Origin of the sequence: Pseudomonas sp. B10 (genome assembly GCF_900156235.1) — a bacterium.
Classification (GTDB): Bacteria; Pseudomonadota; Gammaproteobacteria; order Pseudomonadales; family Pseudomonadaceae; genus Aquipseudomonas; species Aquipseudomonas siliginis.
Genome location: NZ_LT707063.1, coordinates 1,809,259 through 1,823,083 on the forward strand (window position 1 = coordinate 1,809,259; position 13,825 = coordinate 1,823,083).

General features: G+C 60.1%; 16 protein-coding genes. All 16 read right to left on the minus strand.

Translation table 11 applies throughout. The features are described 5' to 3' along the window. Positions 1-234: 234 nt before the first annotated feature. The 16 genes from BXA01_RS08055 to fabD all read right to left on the minus strand — a co-directional run bounded on the left by BXA01_RS08055 (position 235) and on the right by fabD (position 13,803). Entirely contained in the window at positions 235-1,110 is an 876-nt protein-coding gene (locus BXA01_RS08055) for an SMP-30/gluconolactonase/LRE family protein (RefSeq protein WP_076563801.1), read from the minus strand. Between the two features lie 46 nt (positions 1,111-1,156). After that, positions 1,157-1,873, minus strand: a complete 717-nt coding sequence (locus BXA01_RS08060; RefSeq protein WP_039760144.1) for a FadR/GntR family transcriptional regulator — start codon at positions 1,871-1,873, stop codon at positions 1,157-1,159. Positions 1,874-2,066: 193 nt separating this feature from the next. After that, on the minus strand, positions 2,067-2,627 hold the full coding sequence (locus BXA01_RS08065) for a DUF1285 domain-containing protein (protein WP_016770978.1): 561 nt from the start codon (positions 2,625-2,627) through the stop codon (positions 2,067-2,069). 14 nt (positions 2,628-2,641) lie between these two features. Beyond that, complete coding sequence (locus tag BXA01_RS08070) at positions 2,642-3,247, minus strand: DUF4823 domain-containing protein (RefSeq protein WP_016770979.1); 606 nt, start codon at positions 3,245-3,247, stop codon at positions 2,642-2,644. A gap of 165 nt (positions 3,248-3,412) precedes the next feature. Beyond that, positions 3,413-4,381, minus strand: coding sequence for a GTP 3',8-cyclase MoaA (locus tag BXA01_RS08075; RefSeq protein WP_076563802.1), 969 nt, complete (start codon positions 4,379-4,381; stop codon positions 3,413-3,415). 137 nt (positions 4,382-4,518) lie between these two features. Beyond that, entirely contained in the window at positions 4,519-5,157 is a 639-nt protein-coding gene (locus BXA01_RS08080; RefSeq protein WP_016770981.1) for a TetR/AcrR family transcriptional regulator, read from the minus strand. A 351-nt stretch (positions 5,158-5,508) separates the two neighbouring features. Further along, positions 5,509-6,300, minus strand: coding sequence for a TatD family hydrolase (locus BXA01_RS08085; protein ID WP_076563803.1), 792 nt, complete (start codon positions 6,298-6,300; stop codon positions 5,509-5,511). Between the two features lie 15 nt (positions 6,301-6,315). Continuing rightward, complete coding sequence (locus tag BXA01_RS08090; RefSeq protein ID WP_016770983.1) at positions 6,316-6,672, minus strand: PilZ domain-containing protein; 357 nt, start codon at positions 6,670-6,672, stop codon at positions 6,316-6,318. Positions 6,673-6,714: 42 nt separating this feature from the next. After that, positions 6,715-7,698 (minus strand): DNA polymerase III subunit delta', encoded by a 984-nt coding sequence (locus BXA01_RS08095; protein ID WP_076563804.1) that lies wholly within the window; start codon positions 7,696-7,698, stop codon positions 6,715-6,717. Next, positions 7,691-8,323 carry a dTMP kinase gene (gene tmk / locus BXA01_RS08100; RefSeq protein WP_016770985.1) on the minus strand — a complete coding sequence of 211 codons (633 nt, stop codon included), beginning with the start codon at positions 8,321-8,323 and terminating at the stop codon, positions 7,691-7,693. The genes BXA01_RS08095 and tmk overlap by 8 nt, the downstream gene beginning before the upstream one ends. A 19-nt stretch (positions 8,324-8,342) precedes the next feature. Then, the gene (mltG, locus tag BXA01_RS08105) at positions 8,343-9,500 is read right to left on the minus strand and encodes an endolytic transglycosylase MltG (protein ID WP_076563805.1); all 1,158 of its coding nucleotides are present in this window, start codon (positions 9,498-9,500) and stop codon (positions 8,343-8,345) included. A gap of 3 nt (positions 9,501-9,503) precedes the next feature. Further along, positions 9,504-10,319 (minus strand): aminodeoxychorismate lyase, encoded by an 816-nt coding sequence (gene pabC, locus BXA01_RS08110; protein ID WP_076563806.1) that lies wholly within the window; start codon positions 10,317-10,319, stop codon positions 9,504-9,506. Then, positions 10,319-11,563, minus strand: coding sequence for a beta-ketoacyl-ACP synthase II (gene fabF / locus BXA01_RS08115; protein ID WP_038860467.1), 1,245 nt, complete (start codon positions 11,561-11,563; stop codon positions 10,319-10,321). The genes pabC and fabF overlap by 1 nt, the downstream gene beginning before the upstream one ends. A 108-nt stretch (positions 11,564-11,671) precedes the next feature. Next, the gene (acpP, locus tag BXA01_RS08120) at positions 11,672-11,908 is read right to left on the minus strand and encodes an acyl carrier protein (protein WP_003175607.1); all 237 of its coding nucleotides are present in this window, start codon (positions 11,906-11,908) and stop codon (positions 11,672-11,674) included. A gap of 196 nt (positions 11,909-12,104) precedes the next feature. Next, the gene (fabG, locus tag BXA01_RS08125) at positions 12,105-12,848 is read right to left on the minus strand and encodes a 3-oxoacyl-ACP reductase FabG (RefSeq protein WP_016770989.1); all 744 of its coding nucleotides are present in this window, start codon (positions 12,846-12,848) and stop codon (positions 12,105-12,107) included. A gap of 16 nt (positions 12,849-12,864) precedes the next feature. Then, positions 12,865-13,803 carry an ACP S-malonyltransferase gene (fabD, locus tag BXA01_RS08130; protein ID WP_024013921.1) on the minus strand — a complete coding sequence of 313 codons (939 nt, stop codon included), beginning with the start codon at positions 13,801-13,803 and terminating at the stop codon, positions 12,865-12,867. Positions 13,804-13,825: the final 22 nt, after the last annotated feature.

A 13,825-nucleotide genomic window follows, 5' to 3' on the forward strand; every position in this document is an offset into this window, starting at 1 on the left:
GGCATCGGTGGATGTCCGGTTCTGACGGCTGGGGAAAACAAACAGGCAAGCGTCGCCGGCGGCATTGAGCCGTGGCGAAAGGCGGATCCCGCTTGCGCGGGCGACAAGAATTCGCTGCATCACTTCACCTGTTTTGTTCTTTTTAAGTGTGAGTGCGTGTTACTGCTGGAGCCGACTATAAACCCGACCGCCAAATAATCTCAATATATAATTTTGCATCCCATATTTTGGGATTTATCCAGCAAAACGCGTACAGAGTTTTCCTGCCACGTCGACGCGCATGCTCAGCACGGCGCCATCCAATGGATGATTCAGTGGACTCTTGGCGCTGGTGATGAATAAGGTTTTCAAGTCTTCGCCACCGAACACGCAACTGGTCGGGCGACTGACCGGCAGATCGATTTTGCGCTCGACCTGCCCGTCCGGCGTCAGGCGCAGCAGGCAACTGCCGTCCCAGCGTGCATTCCACACGTAGCCTTCGGCGTCCATCGCCGAGCCATCGGGACCACCGTGTTGATCGGACGAGTAGAACACCTGCGGAGCATCGAGACTGCCGTCGGTGCGGATGAAATATCGATTGAGCGTGCTGTCGAGGCTTTCACCAAACAACAGCGTGGTGCCGTCGTCACTCCACAACAAAGTATTGGGAATGCCCAGACCGAGCAGCAGCGGTGTCACGCGTTGATCGGGATCGATACGGAACAGGCCACCGGAACGGCGCACCAGCGGCAGATCCTCGCCCTGCTCGCCGATGTTGTTTTGCATGGTGCCCAACCACAACCGACCCAAGGCATCGCAACGGGCTTCGTTGGGGCGGTTGCCCGGTTGCGGGTCGGCGACACAGAACAGCGTCAAACGTGGCTCGAGGCCGGGTGAATCGAGATCGAGGCGGTAGACACCACTGCTCAATGTCACCAGCGCATCGCCGCTGGCGCAGGGAATGAAGGCGGAGATGTGCTCGGGCATCTGCCAGATCTGCACGTTCTGACCAATCAGGCGCAACGCTTGTTTACCGGCGATATCGACCCAGTACAACGCCTGTGTCGGCGCATCCCAGAACGGGCCTTCGCCGAGTTGCGCGCGGTGTTGGGTCAGGGCGGTGCAGGTCATCTGGAATCCTTCATGTTCTTGTTGTTTTCATACAGGGGGCTGGGTTTCAGCTGGCTTTGCGGTCCGCCATGACTTTCGGGTAAAAGCGTTTTATCGCCAGATCGGCGTTGTCGATCAAGGTCATGCACGCCCACACGCCACGGGTCGAATCGCGCGCGGCGATGGCGTCGGCCATGTCTTTATGGATCGGCAAGGTGCGGCGCAGTTCATCGGGGTCGGCGGCGGAGACTTCAAACGACACCGCCAGCAACGCGCCGAGGGCCGGGACCATTTGTTCGATGAACTGATTATGGCTGGCGGCCAGGATGCATTCGTGGAAGGCCTGGTCGGCACGGTTGTAGTCGATGCCGCTGTCGACCGCACGTTCCAGTGCGTTGAAGGCCAATTGCACCGCTTCGATCTGCTCCGGCGTTGCCCGCTCACAGGCCCAGCGCACCGCCATCGGCTCGATGGTGCGGCGCAAATCCAGCAGATCATCGACGAAGTTTTCCGGCAAGCCGTTGCGCGATAGCCAACCGACCACTTGCGGATCAAACAGATTCCAGCGCCGGACCGGCAATACCCGCGTGCCGACTTTCGGCCCGACTTCGAGCATGCCTTTGGCGACGAGGGTTTTGATGGCTTCGCGAATCACCGTGCGGCTGACGCCCAGCTGTTCGCCCAGATCCGCCTCGACCTTGATGGTCTGCCCCGGCTTGACCTGACCGGCAGCAATCCAACTGCCCAGCCAGTCAACGGTCGACGCATGAAAGCTGCTGGACATATACACCTCAAGGCGAATCGCGATGGGTGCCTACGCTAATCATCATACGAATAACAGTCAACCGGATTTTTTTTAGCTTGCGCAAACCATTGTGGGAGCGAGCCTGCTCGCGAAAGCGTCGTGTCAGTCAACATTGCTGGCGACTGATACACCGCGTTCGCGAGCAGGCTCGCTCCCACATTTTGATGTTGTGTCAGGGTTCCAGGCCGATGCGAAAGAACTCGCCGCCGCTCCACACGCCCAACCAGCGCTGACCATCGATCTCGCGGCTCACCGCCAGTTCCACCAACTGGTAAAACACATTGCGGTGAATCAGCGCTTCAAGGTTGCTGCGCACATGCACATAAGGCGCAGGCTCCTGGGTCTCAGGATCAATCTCGACACGGATCGGATGCTCGGCCCCCGCCTCGATGGTTTCCTCGACGTTGCTGGTAAAGCGCAAAACCTGCGCCTCGCCCTCGCCTTGCACTTCCACGGCAACCGCCACGAACGGCGCATCATCGACCTTGATCCCGACCTTCTCGACCGGGGTGATCAGGAAGTAATCATCGCCGTCGCGGCGGATGATGGTGGAGAACAGTTTGACCATCGGCTTGCGCCCGATCGGCGTACCCAGGTAGTACCAGGTGCCGTCACGGGCAATGCGCATGTCGATGTCGCCGCAGAAATCCGGGTTCCACAAATGCACCGGTGGCAGGCCTTTGGTCTTGGGGATCTGCCCCAGCAGGTCATTGGCTGTTTGCGGGTCACTCATGGCGTACTCCTTGATTACTGGTCGCCGATCCCCAGCAGGCTGCGTGCGTATTGCGCCAGCGGCGGACCGATGAGGTCTTCGGGTTTGGAGTCATGGAACGTCAGTAAACCGCCACGACTCTTGATCCGTGCAGTATCAATCAAATACTGGGTGCTGGTCTCGATCAACATGATCTGAATCACGCCGCCGTCGATACCGAGGCGATCCACCGCCTCCTGATCCAGCCACTCGTCGGAGTTGCCGATGCGGTCGTCAGCCTTGGCGAAACGTGTGTAGAGCAGGTAATGCGCACCAGCATCGCGGGCTTCGCCCATGGCCTGGTCGAGGCCTTCCGGCGCACGGGCGCGGCGGACCATTGGGAAATATTCGACAAAGCCCTTGAAGGCTTCTTCGGCGACCACGTTCGGCCGTGGATAGGAACCACCCGGCGGTGCGAACGCGCCCTGGGCGATGAAGATGAACGAGTCCGGCTGAATGCGGAGATTGTTCACCCGGCGGCTGTCGCTATGGTCCAGAAGCCCCGCATCGCTCATGTGATAGCGAGTGCCTTCGGCCATATCGCTGACATTCATGCAACCGCCAAGCGCCAAAACGGCCAGCAGCAAAACCAGGCTACGCATCCTATTCCTCCAGAAGCCGGTGTCGGAAAACCGGCGAATGGCCGTTGGATGCAGCTTTTGCGCCATCTCGGCAAATTCAGTGATAGAGGCATTCGCGAGCAGGCTCGCTCCCACAGGGAAATGCATTCCATTTGTGGGAGAGAGCCTGCTAGCGAAGGCGATTAATCAACCGCCAATAATCTTCATGACAGTAGCGCCGCCAGAGAACGCCACCTCCTGTTTGTCACCCAACGCCTTGACCAGCAAACGTTGCAGCGCCGGCAACGCTTGGTGGCGCGGCTTGTCGAGCAGATCGCCGACATAGTGGCGGTTGCTCGACGACAGGCAGCCATGCAGCCAACCGGTCGACGACAGGCGCAAGCGCGAACACGTGCGGCAGAACGGCACGCTTTCGTTGGCGATCACTCCGAAATTGCCGCGACCGGGAATCGCGTAGCGAACTGCCGTGGCGTCCACCGGTGCGTCGGTCTGGGCGTATTCATAACGTTCGCCGATCAGGCCGAGCAACTGCTCAAGGCTGACGAACTGCTGCAGGAAGGCATTGGAATCCTTGGCCAGATGGCCCATGCGCATCAGCTCGATGAAACGCAGTTCGAAGCCGCGCTCCAGACAGTAGTCGAGCAGCGGCATGACCTGATCGAGGTTCTGCCCGCGCAACGGCACCATGTTGACCTTGATCTTCATCCCGGCGGCGGCAGCCTGATCCATGCCATCGAGCACGCTGGCCAGATCGCCGCCACGGGCGATGCTACGAAAAGCCGCGGCATCGAGAGTATCGAGGGAAACGTTGATTCGACGCAGGCCGGCATCGACCAGCAGCGGCAGTTTTTTCGCGAGGAGTTGACCATTGGTGGTCAGGCTGATGTCGTCGAGGCCCATCTGGCCGACGGCAGTCATGAACGATTCGAGTTTGGGGCTGACCAGTGGCTCGCCGCCAGTGATGCGCAGGCGCTCGATGCCGGCCGCTTCGATCAGGTATTCGACGCCGCGCGCCATGGCTTCGGCCGACAGCTCATCCTGCGCAGCGACCAACCGCTTGCCGTTGGGCACGCAGTAGGTACAGGCGTAATTGCAGGCAGAGGTCAGGCTGATGCGCAGATTGCGAAAACGCCTGCCTTGACGGTCAACGATCATGAAACACTCCGGCGAAAGAAATCGAGCGAGCAAAACTTGACTGAGAAATCAGGTTTTAGCAAGCCCTATGCCTGAGTATATTCCTGTGCTATTGCGCCATGTTGTGAAAACACGGCGCAATCAGCCCGCTGAATGACTTATGTGCTCGGCGTTTCCGGGTCGCGCTTGCGCTTGTTGCCCATGCGCACGCCGATGTCCATCAGGAACTGGAAGAAGCCTTCCTGATCTTCCAGCACGTTGCTCCAGAACGGCGAGTGATACAGCGCCACCGCGCCGTGCACCAACGCCCAGGATGCGCAGTAGTGGAAGTACGGCGGCACGTCTTCGAGCTTGCCTTCGCTGATGCGACCCTTGATCAGCAGGGTCAGGCGTTCGAAATTCGAGGCACGGATCTTGTGCAGCTCCTCGACCATCTCCGGCACCTGATTGCCCTTGACCACTTTCTCTTCGAGTCGGTCGAACAGGCGATAGCGCTGCGGGTCGCGCATGCGGAATTCGAAGTAGGCGCGGGACAGCGCTTCCTTGTCCTTGTCGACATCCGCCGAATGCAGCAGCTCGTTCAGATCGCGCTCGTAGTCGAGCATCAGGCGCAAGTAGATCTCCGCCTTGGATTTGAAGTGCTTGTAGATCGTGCCTTTGCCGATACCCACGGCATCAGCAATCATCTCGACGGTGACACTGTCTTCACCCTGGTCGAGGAACAGCTTGAGCGCGGTATCGAGAATTTCCTGCTCGCGGCGACGAAATTCACGGACCTTACGAGGTTCTTTATGCATAAGAAAAAGGTCTGAAGGGTCAAAATTCGAAGCCGCGTATTATGCCTAACTTGCGCAAAAAAGCACGGTTCATCGACCAAATCTGTGTTTCTTGTTCATTTCGAGAACGAATCGGGTGCAATGAGAACTCAACTGAAGCAAACGTATTCCAAATTTGTTTAAAAACCCCGACCGGCTCACTGGACTGCACGCCAGACTGATCAATACTTGAACTGTCGGGCGACATCTCCCCCAAGTGTCGTGCCGGTAAAGGTACCAACGGACCGCGTGCCTTTGTTTTACTCCTAATGGTCTTAACCCGGATTCACCCCCCAGAACCCGGGTTTTTTTTGCCTGCGATTTGGCGAGCGGTCACAGGGCAGATTTAACACTCGCCAGCGGGAACAGACGCTTGAAGTTCTCTGTGGTCTGCTCGGCAAAGCGCTCGTAGTTCTCACCACGCAGCATCGCCAGAAACTCCGCCACTTCGCGCACGTACTGCGGCAGGTTCGGCTTGCCGCGATACGGGATCGGCGCCAGGTACGGCGAATCGGTTTCCACCAGCAGGCGATCGGCCGGCACTTTGCTCGCCACGTCACGCAAGGCATCGGCATTGCGGAACGTGACGATGCCCGACAGGGAAATGTAATAGCCCATGTCCAGCGCCGCTTTGGCCATGTCCCAGTCTTCGGTGAAGCAATGCAACACACCGGCCTGAGGCAACGCCGCTTCGCGCAGCAGTTCCAGGGTGTCGGCACGGGCGCCACGGGTGTGGATGATCACCGGTTTGCCGGTCTGCTGCGCCGCTTGCAGGTGCAGGCGAAACGACTCCTGCTGCAACTCGGCAGCTTCGGGCTCGTAGTGATAGTCGAGACCGGTTTCGCCGATCGCCACCACTTTCGGGTGATCGAGTTCGTGCAGCAGCCAGTCCAGCGCCGGTGCCGCGCCCGGCTGCACATCAAGCGGATGCACGCCGACCGAGCAATCGACGTCGTCATAACGCTCGGCGAGGGCTTTGACGTCGGCGGCGTTGTCAGCACTGACGCCGATGCACAGAAAATGTCCGACCCCACGCTCGCGGGCCGCAGCGAGTGCGGCATCCAGCGAGCCGTCATGGGCGGCGAGGTCGAGACGATCAAGGTGACAATGGGAATCTACGAGCATAAAAAGGACTGCAACTTACATCGTATGAGTGGGACGGTCGGATTTAAGCGCTCCGGCCAGATGAGTTTCGATGCGACTGCGCGCGGTGTCGTCGCCGTCGTTGAACTGCACGCCGACACCGGCGGCGCGATTGCCTTGTGCGCCTTTGGGAGTGATCCAGGCGACTTTGCCGGCGACGGGAATTTTTTCCGCTTCATCCATCAGGTGCAACAGCATGAACACCTCGTCGCCCAACCGGTAGCTTTTGTTGGTCGGGATGAACAGACCACCGTTCTTGATGAACGGCATGTAGGCGGCGTAGAGCACCGACTTGTCCTTGATGGTCAGGGACAAGATGCCGTTACGCGGCCCCGGGCTGACAGGTTCAATCATGTTCACCTCCACTGCTGATCTTCAGAGTCTAGGTACACATTCTTATCTTTGACCAGGCAATCCCACCCATTGCACCAACAATGCTTCCAGCAACAGGGCCGGATTGAGGTTGGCCTTGCTCAACACTTTCTGCCGCTGGGCGAGAATCCAGTCTTGAATATCCAGCACTTTTCCCTGCGGGCTTTTCTGCGCCAGGTACTGCACGACCTTGCGCATATCGGCCAGGCCGAGGCCGGCTTCGTCCTGAGTCAGTTGATAGCGCAGGATCAGGCTCGACCAGTCGCAGAACCAGTCGAACAGACGCAGCATCGGAATGCTTTTCCACTCTTCCGCCAGCTGCGTCGGCGACTGCTGGCCCTTAAGCAACTTCTTCACGCCTTCGACCACTTGCGCGCGCTGTTCACGCACACCTTGCGATTGCAGGCTGACCGCCATCAGCGGCGACCCGGCGGCCAGCGTCAGCAGTTCGACGCGCTCTTCCTCCGCGCAATCCGGCAGCGCCTGGGCCAGCCATTGCAGGCTCATCGCCTCGCCCGGCAGCGGGCAGGCCTGCTGCACGCAACGGCTCTTGATGGTTGGCAACAAACGGCTCGGCTGGTGGCTGACCAATAGCAGCACGGTATCGCCGGACGGCTCTTCAAGGCTTTTGAGCAAGGCGTTGGCAGCGTTGATGTTCATCGACTCGACCGGCTCGATCAACACCACCTTGCGCCCGCCGAGCTGCGCGGTCTGCACGACGAAACTCACCAGATCACGAACCTGATCGACCTTGATCGCCTTGTCCGCCTCTTCCGGCTCCAGGATGTAATTGTCCGGATGACTGCCGGCCTTGAGCAGCAGACAGGATTTGCACTCGCCGCACGCCTCAGGCGTAGGGCGTTGACACAGCAGGCTGGCCATCAAGCGCTCAGCCAGCGCACGCTTGCCGATCCCGGCCGGACCGTGCAGCAGATAAGCGTGAGCATGCTGACTGCGGCCGGCCAGTTGCTGCCAGAGGCTGTCCTGCCATGGATAGGCCTCAGCCACGGGCCAGCTCCAGCAAATTCGGTAGCAAGGTGTCCAGCGATTGCTGGACCTTGGCCAATGGCTGACCGGCATCGATGCGCACGTAGCGCGACGGGTCGGCTTCGGCGCGTTTCAGGAACGCATTGCGCACGTTCTCGAAAAACGCCCGACCTTCGAGTTCGAAACGGTCCAGGCGACCACGGGCACTGGCGCGGGCCAGGCCGATTTCAACGGGCAGGTCGAAAATCAAGGTCAGATCGGGCCGCAAGTCGCCCTGCACGAAAGTTTCCAGGGTGGCGATGCGCTCGAGTGACAAACCACGACCGCCGCCCTGATAGGCGTATGTTGAATCGGTGAAACGATCACACAGCACCACAGCGCCACGGGCCAGCGCCGGGCGAATCACCTCTGCCAGATGCTGGGCGCGCGCGGCGAACACCAGCAACAGCTCGGCGTCCGGGTGCATCACTTCGTCGGCCGGGGTCAGCAACACGTCACGAATCCGCTCGGCCAGCGGTGTACCGCCAGGCTCACGGGTGAGCAGCACTTCGATACCGGCGGCGCGCAGGCGCTCGGCGAGGTATTCGCGATTGGTGCTCTTGCCCGCGCCTTCCGGGCCTTCCAGGGTAATAAACAAGCCAGTCACAGGCAGTCCTTCATCAAAGTCATTGCGCGTTCTGCGGTGCAGCGGCGTCCGGTTCCGGGGCTGGCGCAGGTTCTTGCGGCTGCGCGTCGGGCGCGGTATTCGGCGAGGCCGCCGGAATCGCCTCATCGGTGGCCGGCGCGGTTACTGGTGCCGGGCTGGAACGGTAATCGGCACGGCGCTTGAGCTGGTATTCGCGCACCGCGTTGTTGTGCGCATCCAGATCATCGGAGAACACGTGGCTGCCATCGCCACGGGCGACGAAATACAGGCTGCTGCCTTCCACCGGGTTGAGCGCAGCATGAATCGCTTCGCGCCCGACCATCGCAATCGGCGTCGGCGGCAAGCCGGGAATCACGTAGGTGTTGTAAGGCGTCGGCTCTTTCAAATGTGCGCGGGTCAGTTTGCCGGTGTAGCGATCACCGAGGCCATAAATCACCGTGGGATCGGTCTGCAACTGCATGCCCAGCGCCATGCGCCGCACAAAGACGCCGGCAATCTGCCCGCGCTCCTGCGGAACGCCAGTCTCTTTCTCGACCAGCGAGGCCATGATCAGCGCTTGATAAGGTTCGCTGTAAGGCACATCGGCAGAACGCTGCGCCCACTCTTTGGCGAGCACTTCATCGAGACGATCAAAGGCCTTTTTCAGCAGCTCGGCATCGGACATGCCGCGCACGAAGCGATAGGTATCCGGGAAAAACCGACCTTCCGGGAACAAGCCTTTGTGGCCGATCTTCGCCATCACGTCGCTGTCGCTCAGGCCATTGAGGGTCTGCTCGAGCTTGTCGTCCTTGGCCAGGGCGGCGCGCACTTGATGGAAAGTCCAGCCTTCGACCAGGGTCAGGCTGTACTGAACCACGTCGCCGCGCTTCCACGAATCGATCAGACCGTTGACGGTCATGCCCGGCTGCATGCGGTATTCGCCGCTGTGAATCGGCGTGCCGGCGAGGTTGAAGCGCCAGTAGACGCGCAGCCAGAACGCGTCCTTGATGACGCCATCGGTTTCGAGTTCAAGGAAGGTACGGGTCGGTGTAGAGCCTTTCGGCACATCCAGCAGTTGTTCCTGCGGGATGTTCAGGGGCTGTTCCAGCGCCGAATGAATTTTCCAGGCGCTGGCGCCCAACAGCAGCCCTGCCAGAACCAGTCCGGTTTCCAGCAGCAGCAAAAGTTTACGTCTCACGAATCAAGCATCCAGTAGCGCGCGGGCAATGTTTTGCAGTTTACGGGTGAGCGGGCCAACCGGCCAGCTCAGTGCAGCACAGGCGCGTACCGGCCAGACGCCATAAACGCTGTTGCAGACAAATACTTCATCAGCCCATTGCAGCTGCTCGGGGCTGATATCGGCGATTTGCGTGGGGATGGCCAGCGACTCGGCCTGAAACAATATTTCCGCGCGCATCACACCAGCGACGCCGCAGCGCTTCAAGTCGGGCGTGATCAAGCCACCGTCGCGCACCAGGAAAATATTGCTGTACACACCTTCGACAACACGCCCGGCCTGATCAAGCATCAAGCCTTCGGCATGCTCGCTGTCCTGCCATTCGGCGCGGGCGAGCACCTGTTCCAGTCGATTCAGATGTTTGAGCCCGGCCAACAACGGCTGCGTAGATAAACGCGTGTTGCAGGGAAACAGGCGGATGCCGTGCTCGGCATGGGCAGCGGGATACGCTGCCGGCGGATTGCCTTGCAGGATGCGTCGGCCCTGCGCCGCAGGATCGGGCGCATAACCACGCAAGCCGTCACCCCGAGTGAGGATAAGCTTGAGCACGCCCTCACCCATCGCAGCGGCATAGCTGAGCAGCTCATGGCGAACCAGCTCGAGATCGGTCGCGATGGCCAGACGCGCGCAGCCATCAGCCAGACGCGTCAGGTGCCGATCCAGCAGAATCGGCCGAGCACTGCGCACGGCGATGGTCTCGAACAGACCATCGCCGTAAGCCAGGCCGCGATCTTTCAGCGACAGCACGTCAGCCGGTTGACCGTCGACCCAGCTGTCCATCAGCCGGCGAACCGGCGGAACGCCAGAGTGCCGTTGGTGCCGCCAAAACCGAAGGAGTTGGACAGCACGACATCGATGTCCATGTTACGCGCGGTGTGCGCAACGAAATCGAGATCGCAGCCTTCGTCCGGTTCATCAAGGTTGATGGTCGGCGGTGCCACCTGGCTGTTGATCGCCAGCACGCTGAAAATCGCTTCGACCGCGCCCGCCGCACCCAACAGGTGGCCGGTCATCGACTTGGTCGAGCTGACGGCCAGCTTGTAGGCGTGATCGCCGAACACCGACTTGATCGCATTGGCTTCGGCAAGGTCGCCGGCCGGGGTCGAGGTGCCGTGGGCGTTGATGTACTGCACTTGATCGACATTGATCTTCGCGTCGCGCAGGGCATTGGTGATACAGCGCGCGGCACCGGCGCCATCGGCGGGTGGCGAGGTCATGTGGAACGCATCGCCACTGGTGCCGAAACCGATCAGTTCGGCGTAGATCGTAGCGCCACGAGCCTTGGCGTGTTCGAGCTCTTCGAGAACCAGAGCGCCGGCACCGTCGGACAGAACGAAGCCGTCACGACCCTTGTCCCATGGACGGCTGGCGCGGGTCGGCTCGTCGTTGCGGGTCGACAGCGCACGGGACGCGCCGAAGCCGCCCATGCCCAGACCGCAAGCGGCCATTTCCGCGCCGCCGGCAATCATCACGTCAGCTTCGTCGTACATGATGTTGCGCGCCGCCATGCCGATGCAGTGCGTACCGGTGGTGCACGCGGTGGCGATGGCGTAGTTGGGTCCCTGTGCGCCCAGATGGATCGACAGGAAGCCGGAAATCATATTGATGATCGAGCCAGGCACAAAGAACGGCGAGATCCGTCGCGGACCGGTCTCGTGCAGGGTGCGGCTGGTCTCTTCGATGTTGGTCAGACCGCCTATGCCCGAACCCATGGCCACGCCAATGCGTTCACGGTTGGCATCGGTGACTTCCAGACCGGCGTTGCGCACGGCTTGAAAGCCTGCGGCGAGGCCGTACTGAATGAACAGGTCGAGCTTGCGCGCTTCCTTGACCGACAGGTATTCCTCGACATTGAAGCCTTTGACCGAACCGCCGAAGCGGGTCGAATAGGCAGAAAGGTCGGTGTGTTCGATCAGACCAATGCCACTGCGGCCAGCCAGAATGCCCTGCCAACTGCTCGGCACATCCGTGCCCAGTGGCGACAACATACCCATACCGGTGACTACGACGCGTCTACGCGACACAGCACTCTCCTTTTTCAAATGACGACTTTGCATCAGGCCTAAAGAAAAAACCGCACGCCATGATGGCAGTGCGGTTTTTCCATGACAGCAAGCAACGATTACAAACTGTTACGCCTGGTGGCTGGTAACGTAGTCGATTGCAGCTTGTACAGTAGTGATCTTTTCAGCTTCTTCGTCAGGGATTTCGGTCTCGAATTCCTCTTCCAGAGCCATCACCAGCTCAACGGTGTCAAGGGAGTCGGCACCCAGGTCTTCTACGAAGGAAGCGGTGTTGACCACTTCTTCTTCTTTAACACCCAGTTGCTCGGCAACGATTTTCTTGACGCGCTCTTCGATGGTGCTCATACCTTGTTTTCACTCCTAATGGACAAATTCAGGCAGCTGGCCAGTGGGTAAGTGTATAGAAAGCCTTTTCAGTTTTTCAACTGAAAGCTTCACTCCTCAAACCCTGCGGCCCTCTGCCTATAAATAGATTGCAGCTTTATAACGGATTTTAGACAGCTCGTATGACATTTTTTTGAAGCAATCCGTCACATTTTACTTACATGTACATCCCACCGTTCACCGGGATTGTAGCCCCGGTAACGTATGCCGCACCGTCGGATGCAAGAAAAGCGACCACGGACGCGATCTCTTGAGCTTGCCCCAGACGACCCAGCGGAATCTGCGTCTGCAAGGCTTCACGCTGTGCTTCAGGCAGCTCGCGGGTCATATCGGTGTCGATGAACCCTGGGGTTACCGAGTTGACCGTAATCGAACGCGAACCGACTTCACGCGCCATCGCCCGGCTGAAACCTTCCAGACCGGCCTTGGCGGCTGCATAGTTTACTTGGCCGGCGTTGCCCATGGCACCCACTACCGAGCCAATACTGATAATTCGACCCCAGCGCGCCTTGGTCATGCCACGTAAAACGCCCTTGGACAGGCGATACAGACTGTTCAGGTTGGTATCGATCACGTCGTACCACTCGTCGTCTTTCATGCGCATCATCAGGTTATCGCGGGTGATACCGGCATTATTGACCAGAATCGCCACCGGCGCACCGAACTGCTCCTGAATGCCTGCCAGCACGGCGCTGACCGATTCGTCGCTGGTGACATTGAGTTCGAAACCGGCGCCCTGGATACCGTTTTCCTTCAGGGTCGCGGCAATGCGCTCGGCGCCCGACGCGGAGGTCGCGGTGCCGACAACGATGGCGCCCTGACGACCCAGTTCCAGCGCGATGGCCTGGCCGATACCGCGGCTTGCACCGGTGACCAGTGCAACTTTACCTTGCAGACTCATGCAAGTTTCTCCTGATTCAGGCCTGCGCTGCGCGAGCGGCAGCGAAGGCATCTGGGGTATTGAGATTGGAAGTCGAAACGCCTTCGGCGCAACGTTTGTTCAGGCCAGCAAGGACTTTGCCCGGGCCGCATTCGACCAGATTGGTCGCGCCCTTGGCGGCCAAAGTCTGTACCGATTCAACCCAGCGCACTGGCTTGTAGAGCTGTTCGAGCAGATCGCGCTTGAGGGTTTCCAGATCAGCTGGCACTTGTGCGCTGACGTTCTGCACCACCGGGATCTGCGGCGCCTGCCAGTCGATGGCGGCGATGGATTCAGCGAAGCGCTCGGCAGCCGGACGCATCAGCTCGCAGTGCGACGGCACGCTCACCGGCAATGGCATGGCGCGCTTGGCACCACGGGCCTTGCAACCCTCGATGGCGCGCTCGACGGCAGCCTTGGCACCGGCGATCACCACTTGGCCCGGCGAGTTGAAATTCACTGCGCTGACGACTTCGCCTTGCGCCGCTTCGGCGCAGGCAGCCAGCACGTCGGCATCTTCCAGGCCGAGGATCGCGGCCATGCCGCCCTGCCCGGCCGGCACCGCTTCCTGCATCAACTGGCCACGGCGCTCGACGAGCTTGACCGCGTCAGCCAGGCTCAGGCTGCCGGCAGCGACCAGCGCGCTGTATTCACCCAGACTATGACCGGCGACGAATGCCGGACGCGCGCCGCCTTCGGCCAGCCACAGACGCCACAGGGCGATCGAAGCGGTCAGAATGGCCGGTTGGGTTTTGTCGGTTTGATTGAGCAGCTCTTCCGGACCCTGTTGGGTCAGTGCCCACAGGTCGTAGCCCAGCGCAGCAGAGGCTTCTTGAAAGGTTTCGAGGATCAGCGGATGTTGCGCGCCCAGCTCGGCCAGCATGCCGAGGGACTGCGAACCCTGTCCTGGAAAGACGAATGCGAGGGAAGCAGACATGTAACAAGCCCCTAATGATCTT